At 70.4% G+C, this 15794-nt stretch carries 20 protein-coding genes; 9 read left to right on the top strand and 11 right to left on the bottom strand.

The features are described 5' to 3' along the window. Positions 1-133: 133 nt before the first annotated feature. The 3 genes from FJ694_RS19005 to FJ694_RS18995 are packed head-to-tail and all read right to left on the bottom strand — an operon-like array spanning position 134 to position 3316. Complete coding sequence (locus FJ694_RS19005; protein WP_157268896.1) at positions 134-469, bottom strand: hypothetical protein; 336 nt, start codon at positions 467-469, stop codon at positions 134-136. Positions 470-522: 53 nt separating this feature from the next. Next, complete coding sequence (locus tag FJ694_RS19000) at positions 523-1566, bottom strand: patatin-like phospholipase family protein (RefSeq protein ID WP_157268895.1); 1044 nt, start codon at positions 1564-1566, stop codon at positions 523-525. Positions 1567-1576: 10 nt separating this feature from the next. After that, positions 1577-3316 (bottom strand): ATP-dependent DNA ligase, encoded by a 1740-nt coding sequence (locus FJ694_RS18995; protein WP_157268894.1) that lies wholly within the window; start codon positions 3314-3316, stop codon positions 1577-1579. A gap of 116 nt (positions 3317-3432) precedes the next feature. Between FJ694_RS18995 and FJ694_RS18990 the strand changes: the two genes are divergently transcribed. Continuing rightward, on the top strand, positions 3433-3795 hold the full coding sequence (locus tag FJ694_RS18990; RefSeq protein ID WP_157268893.1) for an HPF/RaiA family ribosome-associated protein: 363 nt from the start codon (positions 3433-3435) through the stop codon (positions 3793-3795). A gap of 420 nt (positions 3796-4215) precedes the next feature. Here FJ694_RS18990 and FJ694_RS18985 read toward each other — a convergent pair whose 3' ends face one another. After that, positions 4216-5094 (bottom strand): universal stress protein, encoded by an 879-nt coding sequence (locus tag FJ694_RS18985; RefSeq protein ID WP_157268892.1) that lies wholly within the window; start codon positions 5092-5094, stop codon positions 4216-4218. A 63-nt stretch (positions 5095-5157) separates the two neighbouring features. Then, entirely contained in the window at positions 5158-5424 is a 267-nt protein-coding gene (locus FJ694_RS18980) for a hypothetical protein (RefSeq protein ID WP_157268891.1), read from the bottom strand. A 195-nt stretch (positions 5425-5619) separates the two neighbouring features. Between FJ694_RS18980 and FJ694_RS18975 the strand changes: the two genes are divergently transcribed. The 4 genes from FJ694_RS18975 (at position 5620) to FJ694_RS18960 (ending at position 10052) form a co-directional block, all read left to right on the top strand. After that, entirely contained in the window at positions 5620-6375 is a 756-nt protein-coding gene (locus tag FJ694_RS18975; protein ID WP_157268890.1) for an OBAP family protein, read from the top strand. 52 nt (positions 6376-6427) lie between these two features. Continuing rightward, positions 6428-7687: a DNA polymerase IV gene (dinB, locus tag FJ694_RS18970; RefSeq protein WP_157268889.1), complete on the top strand. Its 1260-nt coding sequence runs from the start codon at positions 6428-6430 to the stop codon at positions 7685-7687. A gap of 325 nt (positions 7688-8012) precedes the next feature. Beyond that, complete coding sequence (gene adh / locus FJ694_RS18965) at positions 8013-9533, top strand: aldehyde dehydrogenase (RefSeq protein ID WP_157268888.1); 1521 nt, start codon at positions 8013-8015, stop codon at positions 9531-9533. A 126-nt stretch (positions 9534-9659) separates the two neighbouring features. Continuing rightward, a complete protein-coding gene (locus FJ694_RS18960; protein ID WP_198320904.1) occupies positions 9660-10052 on the top strand; it encodes a DUF779 domain-containing protein in 393 nt (130 codons plus the stop codon). Positions 10053-10245: 193 nt separating this feature from the next. Here FJ694_RS18960 and FJ694_RS18955 read toward each other — a convergent pair whose 3' ends face one another. Continuing rightward, positions 10246-10458, bottom strand: coding sequence for a toxin-antitoxin system HicB family antitoxin (locus tag FJ694_RS18955; RefSeq protein ID WP_157268887.1), 213 nt, complete (start codon positions 10456-10458; stop codon positions 10246-10248). Beyond that, entirely contained in the window at positions 10455-11330 is an 876-nt protein-coding gene (locus FJ694_RS18950) for a substrate-binding domain-containing protein (protein WP_157268886.1), read from the bottom strand. Before FJ694_RS18950 ends, FJ694_RS18955 begins: the two co-directional genes overlap by 4 nt. A gap of 245 nt (positions 11331-11575) precedes the next feature. Between FJ694_RS18950 and FJ694_RS18945 the strand changes: the two genes are divergently transcribed. The 3 genes from FJ694_RS18945 to FJ694_RS18935 are packed head-to-tail and all read left to right on the top strand — an operon-like array spanning position 11576 to position 12548. Next, positions 11576-12082, top strand: coding sequence for a CBS domain-containing protein (locus FJ694_RS18945; protein WP_157268885.1), 507 nt, complete (start codon positions 11576-11578; stop codon positions 12080-12082). Then, complete coding sequence (locus FJ694_RS18940; protein ID WP_232540117.1) at positions 12079-12303, top strand: type II toxin-antitoxin system Phd/YefM family antitoxin; 225 nt, start codon at positions 12079-12081, stop codon at positions 12301-12303. The genes FJ694_RS18945 and FJ694_RS18940 overlap by 4 nt, the downstream gene beginning before the upstream one ends. After that, entirely contained in the window at positions 12300-12548 is a 249-nt protein-coding gene (locus tag FJ694_RS18935) for a Txe/YoeB family addiction module toxin (protein WP_157268943.1), read from the top strand. The genes FJ694_RS18940 and FJ694_RS18935 overlap by 4 nt, the downstream gene beginning before the upstream one ends. Before the next feature lie 265 nt (positions 12549-12813). Here the strand turns inward: FJ694_RS18935 and FJ694_RS18930 are convergent, their stop codons facing one another. Both FJ694_RS18930 and FJ694_RS18925 read right to left on the bottom strand, forming a co-directional pair. Then, complete coding sequence (locus tag FJ694_RS18930) at positions 12814-13281, bottom strand: hypothetical protein (protein WP_157268884.1); 468 nt, start codon at positions 13279-13281, stop codon at positions 12814-12816. Between the two features lie 127 nt (positions 13282-13408). Further along, positions 13409-13906 (bottom strand): DUF2846 domain-containing protein, encoded by a 498-nt coding sequence (locus tag FJ694_RS18925; RefSeq protein ID WP_232540115.1) that lies wholly within the window; start codon positions 13904-13906, stop codon positions 13409-13411. Here FJ694_RS18925 and FJ694_RS18920 point away from each other — a divergent pair. Then, positions 13905-14354: a hypothetical protein gene (locus FJ694_RS18920; RefSeq protein WP_157268883.1), complete on the top strand. Its 450-nt coding sequence runs from the start codon at positions 13905-13907 to the stop codon at positions 14352-14354. The two genes, FJ694_RS18925 and FJ694_RS18920, sit on opposite strands and share 2 nt — an antisense overlap. 77 nt (positions 14355-14431) lie before the next feature. Here FJ694_RS18920 and FJ694_RS18915 read toward each other — a convergent pair whose 3' ends face one another. Together FJ694_RS18915 and FJ694_RS18910 are read right to left on the bottom strand one after the other, a co-directional pair. After that, complete coding sequence (locus tag FJ694_RS18915; RefSeq protein ID WP_157268882.1) at positions 14432-15154, bottom strand: general secretion pathway protein GspB; 723 nt, start codon at positions 15152-15154, stop codon at positions 14432-14434. Then, positions 15154-15794: peptidoglycan-binding protein (locus FJ694_RS18910; protein ID WP_198320903.1), on the bottom strand; the 641-nt coding region annotated here is incomplete at its 5' end. The genes FJ694_RS18915 and FJ694_RS18910, both read right to left, overlap by 1 nt.

Raw genomic sequence — 15794 nt, 5'->3', positions numbered from 1 at the left:
TGTCATGAGCCCGTCGAAGTTGGAATGAGTCCTCGAGTCCTGTGCGGTCAGGAAAAAGGCCGCTCGCGCGGCCTCTTCAAGAACACCTTCCGCCCGGCTACAGGCGCCGGGTGCACCGCTTCAGCGGCTCAGTTCAATGGTGCGCCTTGCTGCGCGGCGCCTTGTCGGCAAGTCCCGGCACGTGCACGGCCAGCAGCACGGGCGATTCCTCGGCGCCCGTCTCGAACAGCGTCTGGCGCACCGCCAGCGCCACGGTCGCCGGGTTGACGCGCTCGCCCGGGTGCGTGGCGGCTTCGACCACGCTGCGGTACAGCGGCGCCGGCAGCAGCATCGCCAGCTCCAGCGACAGCTCGTTGGCCCGCTCGTAGTCCTCCAGCGGCGAGCTCTTGTCCAGCGCGCCTGCCAGCACCAGGTACTGGGCCACCTTCTCGACGATGTCGATCTTCTCGCGCGCGGGCAGATCCTTCATTTCTTTCGACTCCAATTTTCGACAGGGGCGGCAGCGTAGCAAAAGCGCGCGCGCTACCGCTTCGCCAGGAATGTGCCCTCGATGTCGAGCGTGGCTCGCACGCCCACGTCGGCACGGTGCTCGGCCAGCCAGCGCTGCGCCGCCGCGCGGCCGAGCCGGAACAGCGACTCCAGGAACGCCCGGCTGGTGTCGAGCTTGGTGGCCGCCTCCAGGTGCGCAAGCTCGCCCTCGTCGGCCACCATGTGCATGCGCAGCTCCTTGTAGCGCCCGCGCTCGATGCGCTCCTCGGCCAGCAGCCGCTGCACGAAGGCAATGGCGCGCATCTCGCCCACCAGCGCCGAGTTGAAGCCGATCTCGCTGACCCGGTCGGCAATCGCCAGCGCCGTGCGCGGCAGCGCCGGGCGCTTCAACGGGTTGATCTTCACCAGCAGCAAATCGGCTTCAGGGGTTTCATAAATGAGCGGCCACAGCGCCGGGTTGCCGGCGTAGCCGCCGTCCCAGTAGGCCTCGCCGCCGATCTCCACCGCCTGGAACAGGTGCGGCAGGCAGGTCGAGGCCATCAGCGCGTCCAGCGTCAGCGACGCGCCCGTGAAGACGTGCGGCTGCCCCGTGCTCACCGCGGTGGCGATGACGAAGAGCGTCGGCCCCGGCGGCTCGCAGCGCAGCGCCGCCAGGTCCACGTGCCGCGCCACCAGGTCGCGCAGCGGGTTCAGCCCGAAGGGGTTGAACTGGTAGGGGCTGAAGCTGCGCGCCCAGGTCGCGATCCAGTCCGACGGCGTCCAGCCCCACAGCGGGCCGGCGGCGGGCGCGGTCCAGCCGGGAAGCGCGGGCGGCTTGAGCGTGCCGAAGCAGCGCCCGGAACGCGACACGTCCTCCCAGAACGCGCGCAGCGCAGCGCGCGCCCCGTCGTTGCCGCCGCGCAGCAGCCCGGTGGCCAGCACCGCGGCATTGAGCGCGCCGGCGCTGGTGCCGGAGATGCCGGAAAAGCCCAGCGTGCCGTCCTCCAGCAGCGCGTCGAGCACGCCCCAGGTGAAGGCGCCGTGCGAGCCGCCGCCCTGCAGCGCCAGGTCGATGGCCAGTGGTTTCTCCGCCCCCATGCTTCCCCCTTCAAACCTCGCCGTTCGTGTCGGCCTCTTCCAGCACCGCGCCGGCGCTGCCATGCGCATCCAGCAGCGCCTGCAGCGTGGCCAGCGTGTCGGCCTCGTGCAGCGGCTTGTCCGGGCGCAGCCGCAGCATGCGCGGGAAGCGCAGCGCGATGCCGCTCTTGTGGCGCGGGCTGCGCGCGATGCCCTCGAAGCCCAGCTCGAACACCAGCGTCGGCCGCACGCTGCGCACCGGGCCGAATTTCTCAATCGTGTGGGCGCGGATGACGCGGTCCACCTCGGTGAACTCGGCGTCGGTCAGCCCGGAATAGGCCTTGGTGAAGGGCACCAGCTGCAGCGCGCCCGGCTCGGCCGGCGCGCGCCGCGCGATCGCCTCCACGACGGCCTGCGCCTCGGCCGCGTCCGCCGGCGGCCGGCTCCAGACCGCGAAGGTGTAGTCGGTGTAGACGCTCGCGCGGCGTCCATGGCCGCGCTGGGCATAGACCAGCACGCCGTCCACGGTCATGGGCTCGATCTTCCACTTCCACCACAAGCCTTCGGACTTGGTGCGGCCGGCGCCGTAGGGCGCGCTGCGCTGCTTGAGCATCAGCCCCTCGACGCCGCGCTCGCGGCTGGCGGCGCGCTGCGCGGCGAGCCGCGCCCAGTCGTCGGCCTCCAGCAGCGGCGAGATCGGCAGCCCGGTGGCGGCGCACAGCGCCTCCAGCCGCTCGCGCCGGCGCAGCAGCGGCTCGCCGCGCAGGTCGCGCCCGCCCTCTTCGAGCAGGTCGTAGGCGAGCAGCGTCACCGGCGCCTCCTGCAGCAGCTTGCGCGGCAGCGTCTTGCGGTTCAGGCGCTGCTGCAGCTTCGCGAAGGGCGCCGGGCGGCCGTCGGCCCAGGCCAGGATCTCGCCGTCCACCACCGTGCCGTCGGGCAGCGCCCGCGCCAGCTCGACCACCTCCGGGAAGCGCTCGGTGACGAGCTCCTCGCCGCGCGACCAGATCCAGCACTGCCCGGCGCGGCGCACCACCTGGGCGCGGATGCCGTCGTACTTCCACTCCACGATCCAGTCCGAGGGCGGGCCCAGCGCCGCTTCGGGCGCGGCATCGAAGGCGTGCGCGAGGAAGAACGGGTACGGCTGGCCGCTGTCAAGCGGGCCGGCCAGGTCCTCGGCCGGCGCCAGCAGCGCCAGGAAGCGCGGCGCGCTCGGAGGCTGCCGGGCATCCGTGAAGCCCATCATGCGCTGCGCCATGAGCTTGGGGTCGAGCCCGGCGTGCTCGGCCAGCGCGCGCTGCACCAGCAGCTTGCTCACGCCGACGCGAAACGACCCGCTGATGAGCTTGCACAGCAGGAAACGCGCGGGCGTGTCCAGGGTGCCCCACCACTGCGCCAGGGCCTGGGCCTGCACGTCGGGCGGCTGGCCGCGCAGCGGCAGCAGCCGGGTCTCGATCCACTCGGCCAGGCCCACGTCCTCGCCCTCGCGGCTGGCCGGCGGCGGCAGCACCAGGGCGATGGTCTCGCCCAGGTCGCCCACGGCCTGGTAGCTCTCCTCGAACAGCCAGTCCGAGATGCCCGCCAGCGTGCAGGCCGTGGCGCGCATGAGCGCGCCGGGCACGCTCTGGCGCGGCTTGCCGCCGGCCAGGAAGTACAGCGCCCAGGCCGCGTCGGCCGGTGGCGCGGCGGCCAGGTAGCGGCGCAGGGCCGCGACCTTTTCCAGCGTGGCGGTACGGGCGTCGAGCTCGGCGTAGAGCTGGGCGAACAGGCGCATGCGCCGATCATGCCGCGCCGCGCGTTCCCGCACCGGCGCACGCCGCTTGCCAGGGGCTGGGACGAGCGGCCCGCCCGGGCCGCGCCACCGCAACCGCGAAAGCCAAGGAAAACACCATGCAAGTCCAAGTCAACACCGACGACCACGTGACCGGCCGCGAGGACATGGAGCGCGAGATCGCGCAGATGCTCGAAGCCGAGCTCGACCGTTATGCCGAGCACATCACGCGCGTGGAGGTGCACCTGAGCGACAGCAATGCCGGCAAGCTGGGCGACGACGACAAGCGCTGCCTGCTCGAAGCGCGCGTGGCCGGCCGCAGCCCGCTCGCCGCCAGCCACCAGGCCGGCGAGATGCGCGCCGCCATCGACGGCGCCATCGAGAAGCTGCTGCGCGTGCTCGACACCCAACTGGGCAAGGCCCTGGACAAGACCAAGAACGAGCGCGAGACGATCCGGCGCGAAGGCGTGAACGGGCTTTGAGGCGCGGTGGGGCCGGTGCCTTGCGGTGCACGGGCCGCCGGCCGATGAAGGGGTCATGCCGGCGCATGCACGCTGCTGACCAGGGAAGGCAGGCGACTACCGGTGGCCCGTAGGCGCGGGCGCTTCGCACCCCGCGTCGTCATTCCCGCGAAGGCGGGAATCCAGGCGGCCCCCAGGCCGGCCACAAGCTGACGCGCGGCGCCTGCCGTGCCTTGGGCCTTGATGGGCCGACCGACCAGCTACCGGCGGCTTGGGGGCCGCCTGGATCCCCGCCTGCGCGGGGATGACGAAGTAGCAAGCGTGGCGTGTCAGCTTCCGGCCGACGCCTTTTCAACTGCCCTTCGACGGCAGTGCGGCTTCATGGAATGACGAGTCAGGGTGCGAGTTCGACCAGCTCGCGGCCGCGTGCCGTTACCTGCCTCAATGCGACATCAGCACCGGTACCGTCATCGACTGCAGCAGCGTGCGCGTGACGCCGCCCAGCGCCAGCTCCCAGGCGCGGGTGTGGCCGTAGCCGCCGGTGACGATGAGGTCGGCGTCCACGTCGGCCGCGCGTGACAGCAGTGCCTCGGCCACCGGGGCGTCGGGCGTCCACGGCGACAGCAGCCGCTCGCCCACCGAGGGCTCGCGGCTGCGCTGCAGGCTGCACGTGGCCTGCACGCCGTGCGCGGCCAGGTACTGCGCCAGCGGCTCCAGGGAAGGCACGGGGTCGTCGCCGCGCACGTAGCGCACCAGTTCCACGTGCCGCGCGCGCTGGAGCAGCGGCAGCGCGTCGCGCAACGCGCGGGCGCTCTCGCGCGTGTCGCTCCAGGCCACCAGCACGTTGCGCACGGCGCGCGGCCGCGCGCCGCCATGGCCGTCGGTGTGGGGCACGATCAGCAGCGGGCAGCCCGCGCCCATGAGCACCCGGCCGGCCAGCCCGGCGCCGGTGCCGTCGGGTGTCTCCGGGTCGTGCTGGCCCAGCACCAGCAGGTCGGCGCCGCGCGCGTGGCGCAGCAGCGTGGGCAGTGGATCGCCCAGCACGCTCTCGAAGGGCAGCGGCCGGGCGCGGTACTGGCCCAGCTCGTCGACCAGCACGCGCGCCTGCTCGATGCGGCCGCGGTCGCTGTCGATGCCCAGTTGCGTGGCGATCGTGGTGGCCTCGGGCGTGAGGTAGGCCGCCGTGGGCGTGGCCTCCACGGCATGCACGGCGCTGAGCTCGGCGCCGTGCTCGTCGGCCAGCGACGACGCCCACAGCGCCACCTCGCGCGCGCGCGGACTGTCGCTGACGTGCACCACGATCCTGCGCAGGTCGCTCATGGCAATGGCTCCTTGGGAAGTGAAGGGATTCGATCGGCTCGCGGCAAGCACAAGGCCACGGCCCTACGGCAGCGTCTCGTACAACCCGTCGATGACGGCCTCGCCGCCCAGGTGCCGCACTTCGAGCCGGTAGGCCAGGAAGTCCATGGAGCGGCCGGGCTCGACGGTGCCGGTGAGCGGTGCGCCGACGGCCGGGTTGTTGCTGTAGGACACGCCCAGGGGCAGCTGGCTGCGGTTGAAGACGCGGTACCAGCGCGCGGCGGTGCCGTCGGTGCTGAAGATCAGCTGGCGCTGGCCGGGGGCCAGGCGGATCAGGCCGGGAGTGGGCATGCTTGAGGAGTCCTTCTCGGCGGAACGGGGTTCGCTGGAACGGGCGAGCAGGCGGTCGGCAGACCCGCGGCCCGCCAGTCCTGGAGGATGGTAGCCCGTCGCCCGCGCCGGCCCGGCCCGCCGAGGCCATCCGGGCACTCCGGTTGCTGCGGCGCAGCACCCGCCGGTGTCACGGCCGGTGCTGGAGACCCGCCGATGAGCTCGCCCCGCGTCTTTTTCCTGGTGGTGGCCGTGGCCGTGGCCGCGGCCATCGCCCAGCCCGAAGCGACCGTGCCCGGCGCGCCCAAGACCGCCTCCACGCGGCTGCTGGAAGCCGGCGCCAAGGTGCTGCAGCACAACTCGCCGCTGGCGCCCATGGACATCCACCTCGTGGGCTTCCACCCGCTCAAGGACGACCCGCACCACCAGATGGAAGCGCACCACTTCTGCCGCCAGGTCAACGAGGACTTCGCGCAGTGCGTGCTCTTCGACGGCCACGGCCGCGAGGCGCGGCTCAACGGCATCGAATACATCATCTCGGAGCAGCTCTTCAACGGGCTGCCGGCCGAGGAGAGGCGCTTCTGGCACCCGCACAACGCCGAGATCCTTAGCGGCCAGCTGGTCGGCCCCGGCCTGCCCGACGTGGCCGAGAAAGCGCTGATGCGCAAGAAGATGAACAGCTACGGCAAGACCTGGCACGTCTGGATGGAGCCCGACCAGTTGCCGCTGGGCCCGGCGCAGCTGGCCTGGAGCTTCAACCGCGACGGCGAGCTCAAGCCCGAGCTGCTGGCGCGGCGCGACCGCGCCCTGGACATCGACACCGTGAAGAAGCGCGCCGAGCGCGCCGACCTCGCGCTGCTGGCCCGCCCGCAATCGGGCGTGGACGCGCTGGCGGGGGCGTTCCCGGGGGCCAGGCCGATTCCCGGCGTGGTGGACGCGGCGAGCACGGCGGCGAGCGCGCCGGGGCGCTGAACCCAGCCACCCGCCGCCGGTCGCCCCCTCACCCGGCGGCTATGCTGTACGCATGCACAGCCCGGGTCCGGCGCGCTGGATCGCGCATCTCGACATGGACGCCTTCTACGCGTCCGTGGAGCTGCTGCGCTATCCGGAGCTGCGCGGGCTGCCGGTGGTGATCGGCGGCGGGCGCAACAGCCAGCCCGAAGTGCTCCCCGACGGCACCCGGCGCTGGGCGCGGCTGCGCGGCTACGCCGGGCGCGGCGTCGTCACCACCGCCACCTACCCGGCCCGCGCCTATGGCGTGCACTCGGGCATGGGCCTCATGAAGGCCGCGCAGCTCGCCCCCGACGCCATCCTGCTGCCCACCGACTTCGACGCCTACCGCCGCATGTCGCGCCGCTTCAAGGCGGCGGTGGCCGAGATCGCGCCGGTGATCGAGGACCGCGGCATCGACGAGATCTACATTGACCTCAGCGACCTGCCCGGCGTGCGCGACCCCGTCGGCCACGACCCGCTGGGCGGCGTGCGCGCGCTGGCGCAGGAGATCCGCAACAACGTGCGCGCCGCCACCAGGCTCACCTGTTCCATCGGCGTCACGCCCAACAAGCTGCTGTCCAAGATCGCCTCCGACCTCGACAAGCCCGACGGCCTGACGCTGCTGACGCTGGACGACCTGCCCACGCGCATCTGGCCGCTGCCGGTGCGGCGCATCAACGGCATCGGGCCGAAGGCCGGCGCCAAGCTGGAGGCCCTGGGCATCCGCACCATCGGCGAGCTGGCGCAGCGCGAGGCGCCCTGGCTGGTCGAGCGCTTCGGGCGCAGCTACGGCCAGTGGCTGCACGACGCCTCGCACGGCATCGACGACCGCCCGGTGGTCACGCACAGCGAGCCGGTGTCGCTCAGCCGCGAGACCACCTTCGAGCGCGACCTGCATGCCGTGCGCGACCGTGCGCAGCTCTCGGCCATCTTCACGCGGCTGGCGCAGCAGGTGGCCGACGACCTGGCGCGCAAGGGCTACCGCAGCCGCACCATCGGCATCAAGCTGCGCTTCGAGGATTTCCAGACCGTCACGCGCGACCTGACGCTGCCCTCGCCCACGCAGGACGCCGCCGCCATCCGCCGCGCCGCGGGGCTGTGCCTCAAGCGGGTCGATCTCGCCAGGCGGCTGCGGCTGCTGGGCATCCGCGCCGGCTCGCTCAGCCGCGCCGACGCGCCCGCGCCGAGCGCGCGGCCGGCGCGGGCCAAGGCCGGCAACAGCGCCGCCGCGGCGCCGGCGATCGAATCGCCTTCGCAGCCCGAGTTGCCGCTGTTCGACGCGCCGGCCTGAACCCGCGCCCGCGCCCCGCTGCCACGAAGCGCGGTTGTTGCATGGGCAAAGCCGTGCAAATCCCTGCTGACGTCAGGCCTTGTGACAGGCCGGAGCGCTGCGCGGCGCTGGAGCAAAGGTGGCGTCACGGCGGCGCCCGGGAATGCGGGGCCGGCATCGGGGTTGACCCTTGGTTTGTGTCACCCGGGCGCCCGCAAGGCCCCGTGACACGGCACCTGGCACGGTCCTGGCAATAGGGATCGCGTCGCCTCGCTCCACGGCTCTTCGTTGCGGGCGCATCCCAGTTCCGACTTCCATCCAGAACCGTTTTTTCAGGAGACACGCCATGGACATGCTCGAACCCGGCAAATTTGGTTTCCCGGTCAACTTCAAGAAGCGCTACGGCAACTTCATCGGCGGCCGGTGGGTCGAGCCCACCAAGGGCCAGTACTTCGAGAACATCACCCCGATCACCGGCAAGGTGATCTGCGAGGTGCCCCGCTCCACGGAAGAGGACATCGAGCGTGCCCTGGACGCCGCGCACGCCGCCAAGGCCGCCTGGGGCCGCACCTCGCCGGCCGAGCGCGCGTCCATCCTGCTCAAGATGGCCGACCGCATGGAAGCCAACCTGGAGCTGCTGGCCACGGCCGAAACCTGGGACAACGGCAAGCCCATCCGCGAGACCATGGCCGCCGACCTGCCCCTGGCCATCGACCACTTCCGCTACTTCGCCGGCTGCGTGCGCTCGCAGGAAGGCACGATCTCCGAGATCGACCACACCACCTACGCCTACCACTTCCACGAGCCGCTGGGCGTCGTCGGCCAGATCATCCCGTGGAACTTCCCGCTGCTGATGGCGGTGTGGAAGCTGGCGCCCGCGCTGGCGGCCGGCAACTGCATCGTCTTGAAACCCGCCGAGCAGACGCCGGTGTCGGTGCTGGTGCTGATGGAGGTCATCGGCGACCTGCTGCCCCCGGGCGTGATCAACGTCGTCAACGGCTTCGGCGTGGAGGCCGGCAAGCCGCTGGCCTCCAGCAAGCGCATCTCCAAGATCGCCTTCACGGGCGAGACGGGCACCGGCCGGCTGATCATGCAGTACGCCAGCCAGAACCTGATCCCGGTGACGCTGGAGCTCGGCGGCAAGTCGCCCAACATCTTCTTCGCCGACGTGATGGCCAGGGACGACGCCTTCTTCGACAAGGCGCTCGAAGGCTTCGCCATGTTCGCGCTCAACCAGGGCGAGGTCTGCACCTGCCCGTCGCGCGCGCTGGTGCACGAGTCGATCTATGACGCCTTCATCGAGCGCGCCATCAAGCGCGTGGCCGCCATCAAGGCCGGCAACCCGCTCGACAAGGGCACGATGATCGGCGCGCAGGCCTCGGAGGAGCAGCTCAAGAAGATCCTGTCCTACATGGACATCGGCCGCGGCGAGGGTGCGCAGTGCCTGGTCGGTGGCGAGCGCAACCAGCTGGGCGGCGACCTCGAAGGCGGCTTCTACGTCAAGCCGACCGTCTTCAAGGGCCACAACGGCATGCGCATCTTCCAGGAGGAGATCTTCGGCCCGGTGCTGTCGGTGACGACCTTCAGGGACGAGGAGGAGGCGCTGGCCATTGCCAACGACACCAACTTCGGCCTGGGCGCGGGCGTGTGGAGCCGCGACATGAACACCGCCTTCCGCATGGGCCGCGGCATCCAGGCCGGCCGCGTGTGGACCAACTGCTACCACGCCTACCCGGCGCACGCGGCCTTCGGCGGCTACAAGCAGTCGGGCATCGGCCGCGAGACCCACAAGATGATGCTCGACCACTACCAGCAGACCAAGAACCTGCTGGTCAGCTACAGCGACAACGCGCTGGGCTTCTTCTGATCCTGGCGCGGGGGCCGCAAAGTTCCTTCAAGCGCCCCATCCAGCCCCAGGCAAGGCGGCGGCTCCCGGGCAGCCGCCTTTTTCGTTCCCGGAATTGAAGGCTCGACGCAGGAAGGGCAGCCATCGATGGCCGCATCGCAGGAAATGCAGGACGTGCCGCAGGTCGTGGCCACGCCGGACGCGCTGGCGCTGATCGAACAATTGCGCCAGCGCCACGGGCCGCTGATGTTCTACCAGTCCGGGGGCTGCTGCGACGGCAGCGCGCCGATGTGCCACGCCCGCGGCGAGATGCTCACGGGCGACGGCGACAAGCTCCTCGGCGAGGTCGGCGGCGAGCCGTTCTGGATCAGCCGCGAGCTCTACCCCTACTGGCTGCACACGCAGCTGGTGCTGGACGCCGAAGCCGGCCGCGCCGGCGGCTTCTCGCTCGAAGGCGGCACGGGGCTGCACTTCGTGTCACGCGCGCGCTTCTACGAGGAGGCGGAGTGGGCGTGGCTGGAGGCGAATGGGAGGGTGTGAGGCAGCTCTTGCGCAGAGCTGTGAACAGATGTTCGTCATCCCCGCGCAGGCGGGGATCCAGGCGGTCCTCAAGCAGCCGGTAGCCGGTCGGTCGGCTCACCAAGGCCCATGACACGGCCGGCGCAGCGCCTCAGCTTGCGGCTGGCATCGGGGCCGCCTGGATTCCCGCCTTTGCGGGAATGACGAAACTTGTTCACCCCTGCCCCGCCCCCGGCTCCTCCAGCCGCCGCATGAGCTCGTACTCCAGCAGCGCCAGCGACGCGGCCTCGTCGAGCAGGCCGTTGACGCGCAGACCCCGCTGGCGCGCCACCTCGCGCAGCCTTTGAACCGTGTCGGCGGGCAGCCGCAGCGTCAGCCGCACCGGCTCGGCCGCGCCGCTGCCGTGGCGTCGGGAGCGGCACTTCATGGCGCGCGGAAGCCGTGGCCGCGCAGCACCGCCTGCCCCTCGGGCCCGCGCAGGAAGGCGGCGAAGCGTTCCGCCGCCGGCGTGGTGGGCTGCAGCAGCACCAGGCCGTACACCGCCGACACCTCCAGCCGCTGCGGCAGCGGGTAGGTCTGCAGCGCCGGGTTCTCGCGCACGGCCAGCGTGGCGTTGGAGCAGTAGGTGATGAACACGTCGGCGCGCCCCTCGGCCAGCAGCATCGCGTACGGGCTGCGCCCGGGCGGGGCCTCGGGCGAGTCCGGCCCGCCGGCGAGCTGCAGCGCGCGCGCCTTGAGTTGCGCCGCCGAGCCCGGGCCGGCCGCGCCGCTGGACTCGATGCGGTCGAAGAACCGCACCGCGTAGTCGCCGGCCGGGTCCGCCCCCGGCGTGGGCACGCCGATGCGCAGCGCCGGATCGAGCAGCCGCTGCGCCACGTCCTGCCCCTGCAGCGCGAACCCCGGGCCGCCGAGCAGGCACAGGGCGTTGCGTGCGAAGGCGGCGACCGATCCGGCCTTGCCCGCGGCCACCAGCGCCTGCGGATGCTCCAGGTTGGCCGAGGCGAACACGTCGGCATGCTCGCCGGCGACGAGGCGGTCCTTGAGCAGCCCGGAAGCGCCGAAGGTCAGCGCCACCTTCGTGCCGGACTGGCGTTCGAAGGCCTGCGCCGCATCGGTCAGCGCCGCGCGCAGGCTGCCGGCGGCATGGACGCTCAGCGCGGCCGGTGCCGCACCGGCCGCCGGCGCGGACGCCTGGGCCCAGGCACCGGCGGCCGCCGCGCCGAAAGCGGCGCACAGCAGCCTGGAACAGATGAACGGCAGGCAGGCGTGCCGGGATGGAGCAGGGGCTGGAGTCGGCATGAACAGGCCTGGAGCAACTTTGACGCCATCGTTCTAATGCTCCGCCGTCGCGCGACATGTGCCCGCGAGCATGGGAGCGCGGCCTGCGCCCTACCCCAAGCCAGCGGTGGATGCGCTTTCAACGGCTCGCGTGCCGCAGGCACCCGGCGGGCCGGCATGCCGGATGCCGCATTCCCGGCATCGCGGCGCGCCGTCCATGGGGGCGGCACCGCCGGGCAGTCAACCAGCAAGAACAGGAACCCACCATGACCCAGGTAGCCCAAGTCATGACGCGCGGCGTGCGCGCCATGGCCCCGAACGACAGCGTGCAGCTGGCCGCGCGCGCGATGGACGAACTCAACGTCGGCGTCATCCCCGTGTGCGACGACGGCCACGTGGTGGGCATGCTCACCGACCGCGACATCGTGCTGCGCGCCGTGGCGCTGGACATGCCGGCCAGCGCCACGCCGCTGTCGGAAGTGATGACCGGCCTGGTGCAGTTCTGCTATGAGGACCAGCCGCTGGAGGAAGTGGTGGAGCGCATGGAGCACGCCCAGATCCGCCGCCTGCCGGTGCTCGACCACCAGGAGCGGCTGGTGGGCATGCTCTCCCTGGGCGACGCCGCCACGCGCGGCGACGCGGCTGCGGCCGAGCGGGCGCTCAGCGGCATCTCGACGCCCTCGGAGCCGGACCGCTCACATGCGCTGGACGCGGGGCGGATTCCGGGCGACGAGAAGAACTCGCCGGGGACGGTGAGTGCGATGCCGGAGTGAACAAGTACATGCCGGCCCACCTTGCACAATTTCATGTACGAGCAAGGAGCCTGGCATGGATGCAATTTCCTACTGTGATGCTGTCGCTGGAGGATTTCAGGGCGCTGGAAGAAACCGCCTACCTGCTGCGCAGCCCGGCCAACGCCCGGCGCCTGATGAAATCCATCGGTCAATTGAATGAAGGACAAGGCCAGGAACGGAAACTGGCCGAACGAAGCTGATATTTTCGGAAGCAGCCTGGGACGATCATCTGTACTGGCAGCAGCAGGACCGGCGCATGCTGGAGCGCATCGACAGGCTGATCAAGGAAGTGCAGCGCGACCCTTATTCAGGCATCGGCAAGCCCGAGGCGCTCAGGCATGCCTTGGCTGGATACTGGTCACGGCGCATCACCGATGAGCACCGCTTCGTTTACAAGGTGGAAGCGGATGCATTGCTGAACGCGCAACTGCGGTATTACTACTGATTCCGCTCACACCGCCGGCCCGGCCTCATCGCTGTCCATGGCTTTGCGAGGACACTGCACGGCTTTGAAACCAATCAGGGCCGCACAAATTCCGCGGGGTCAGATTCTGCTTTTTCCCTTTTGCAAACAAATGGGAATTTCGGAGTCAGGCTTTGCCTTTTGCTCCCTGGCAAACGAACACGACCAGAGCTTTCGATTCAGGAGGCAAAAGGCGAGAGCTGACCTTTACCACCCTGAATGAACCGGAATTTGATGCGGCCTCGGCTCAATCGCGGCTGAACCTTTTGCAAGCCCAGGCCGTGGCCGCCATTTGGAGCACGGTGGCCGGTACCCAGAAGCTCCAGACCCAGGGCCAGACACTGATGGTCGCACCCCCGCCAGCATCCTTCGGCACATGGCCCAGGGTCAGGACGGAAGTCACCGTCCAGACCAGGCCCAGCACGGCGTTGTCGAGCAGGTGCCGGCAGTCCCTGCAATTCACTGCGCCGGCCAGGAACGAGCCCAGGAGAAACGAGGTGATGAAGACAATCACCGCGACCTGGATGGAAAACAGGAGAAGGCCGAGGAGGTCGGCGCGGGTCAGGCGGGGCATGAAGAATCGAGACATGGCAGCGATTGCCGGGATTTTATTGAGATAATGCGGCAAGTCATGAAATGTGGCGAGCCAGGTCTTGCCTTTGGCTCCCTTGAAACCGAAGCCGGCCGCCCCACCGATCCATGAGGCAAAAGGCAAGACCTCGCCCCGTGCGGTGATCCCGTGAAAAAGCCGGGGCCTTGTCGCTCCCCGGCTGTCTGCATTCTGAAAACCTCAGCCGGTTTTGAGGGGAAATTTTCGCTGCGCTGCCTGAAACCAGCGTGGCTTACTTACTGCAGGTTCCCTTCTTCGCCATCTTCAGCTTGGACACGGCTTTCTTGCCCTCTTCCTCGGGAATTGCTTCAAGGCCGGCACCGCCGACGATCACGCCAAGTTTGATGTACTGCCTGATGAAGTAATTCTTGCCGCCATCAGTCTTGAGCACCAGGTCATTGGGCGAGAATTCCGATTCCGTCGAGATCTTGTGCTCCTGGTTGCCCTTCACCGTATGGTAGAAAAACACGTTGGGCGCCGTCTCGCCGATGCACTCGCCATCGACCCAGACATCTTTTTTCAGGGCCGCGCCCAGGATGGAATCACGATAGATGTACAACCCTGCGTCGCCTTGAGCCGGCGCTTCGAAAGCCATGGCTTTCGACACCGCGGCTTCCGGCTCCATCGGCACCGAAGCACAACCCGCCACCAAAGCCGTCACCGCGGCAACAACGATCAGTTTTCCTAGCATTGTTTTCTCCCTGTTTTGCTGACAAACGTCAAACACCATGAAAGATATCAACTCGTGCAGTCGATGGAATGCACGGGTGCTTGACGCCTCCATCATCACTGCAAATGCTGACAGCAGCCTTGACGGGATTATTTCCCTTGCGCCAGGTCATGCAGGTCTTGTCAGAAAAATTGGCCCCGCGGGAACCGCCCGGATTCCCGCCTTCGCGCATTGCTGTCCGGGGAAATTGAAAAGCGAACGGCATCCCGTCAGCACGGGCATTTCGCCTGCTGCGTCGTCATTCCGGCAAAAGCCGCAATCCATGAATGCCGGGGTGCATCGCTGGCTGGCGCCAGCACTTGCCGACGTCATCCGTTCCACCGCTACGGCGCGCGTGGATTCCGGCTTCCGCCGGAATGACGGACCGGGGTGCGAGGCGTGGTGGCTGACGGGATGCCGATTGAAATTTCCCCGAACAGCAGTGCGCCGTCGCGGGGACGAAGCATGAAGCGCCGCTGGTCGACTTTCGGCGACGCCGTTTGACCTTGAATGAGGAGCTGATCGAATCAGCTCCTCACCTCCCCCTCAATACCCCACCTCAAACCGCGTCCCCCGAAACCGGAACACCGCGCTTTTCAACCCGATCGATTCCAGCACCAATTCCGGCCCGAGTTGTGCCTTCTCGCGCAGCACCTGTCCGTTGACGATCAGCATGCGGTTGGCCGGCTCGTGGGAATGGACGCCGCCGGTGACGTTGAGGATCGGCATGGCCTGGCGGATTGACGGCGGCAGTTCCTGCAGCGTGGGCAGGCGCTCGGCGCCGGGAGCCGGCTGGGGCTGCGGTTGCGGCTGGGTTTGGGGAACCGCGGGTGCGGGCGTCGCTGGCTGTGCCTGCGCCACGGCGGCGGGCGCCGATGCGGCACGGCGCGGCGCCGCCGGCTCGGGCTTCGCAGCCGGCTCCGGCGGCGCGGCCACGATCGGCGTCTCGGGCAGCGCCTGGGCCGGTGCCCTGTCCGGCACGGCCGCTGGGGCGGGTGCCGGTGCCGGCGCCACCACCGGGGGCTGCGCCGCTGGCGCCTGCGCCACCGGCACGGGCGCCAGTGCTGGCGCCGCCGCCGGCCACAGCCACCACGCCACCACCGCCCCGCCGAGCGCCGCGGCCGCGCCCGCCGCGATCCACGGCGCCCAGCGCCGCGACGCCGGCACCTCGCCCACGCCGGTCGGCAGCACCGGCGTGTCCAGCCCCGGCGTGGTGCCGCGCTTGCGTTCGGCTTCGGCGCGCTGCAGCGCCTGCAGGATGTACGACATCAGGGAGCCTTGAGCAGCCGGGGCTCGTCCAGGCCCCCGGCGCGGTTGAGCAGCATGAAGGTGCCCGGACCGGCCACGCCGTCGGGCTTGAGGCCGGCGGACAGCTGGAAGGCGCGCAGCTGCGCCAGCAGCGCGCCGTCCAGGCGCTTCGGCGGGCTCGCGGGCTCGGGACGGCCCTGCGCCCTGGCCAGCAGCGCCGCCAGCGCCGGCACGGCCGGCGAGGCGTCGCCCTCGGTCAGCGGCCGCGCGTAGCCCGCGGGCGCCTGCCAGAAGCTGGCCCAGTCGCCCCGCCACAGCGGCGCCAGCGCGGCCAGCGGCAGCCGCATCTCGCGCCCATGCGCGCGCAGCGTGGCGTGTCGCTCGTCCAGCGCCACCAGCAGCGCCCAGGTGGGTCGGCCCCGGCCGTCGCGCAGCGCCAGCAGCCCCGGCCGGTCGAACTGGCGCAGCTGCGTCAGCCCCAGCCCGCTGCCGCGGAAGCACCCGCGCGGGCTGCCGGCGCTGGCGGCGCAGGCGTCGGCCTGCTCCACCGGCAGCGCCCACACCGCCGCCAGCTCGCGCCACGCGGCGTTCTCGCTGGGCAGGCCGGCCAGCGGCAGCGGCGCGTCCGCGTCGGTGGCGACGGCGGACGCTTCCGACGCCG

Source organism: Azohydromonas aeria, from assembly GCF_009760915.1.
GTDB lineage: Bacteria > Pseudomonadota > Gammaproteobacteria > Burkholderiales > Burkholderiaceae_C > Azohydromonas > Azohydromonas aeria.
Note: the sequence above shows the minus strand (reverse complement) of the source record. Positions and strands in the feature narration are given on the sequence as shown.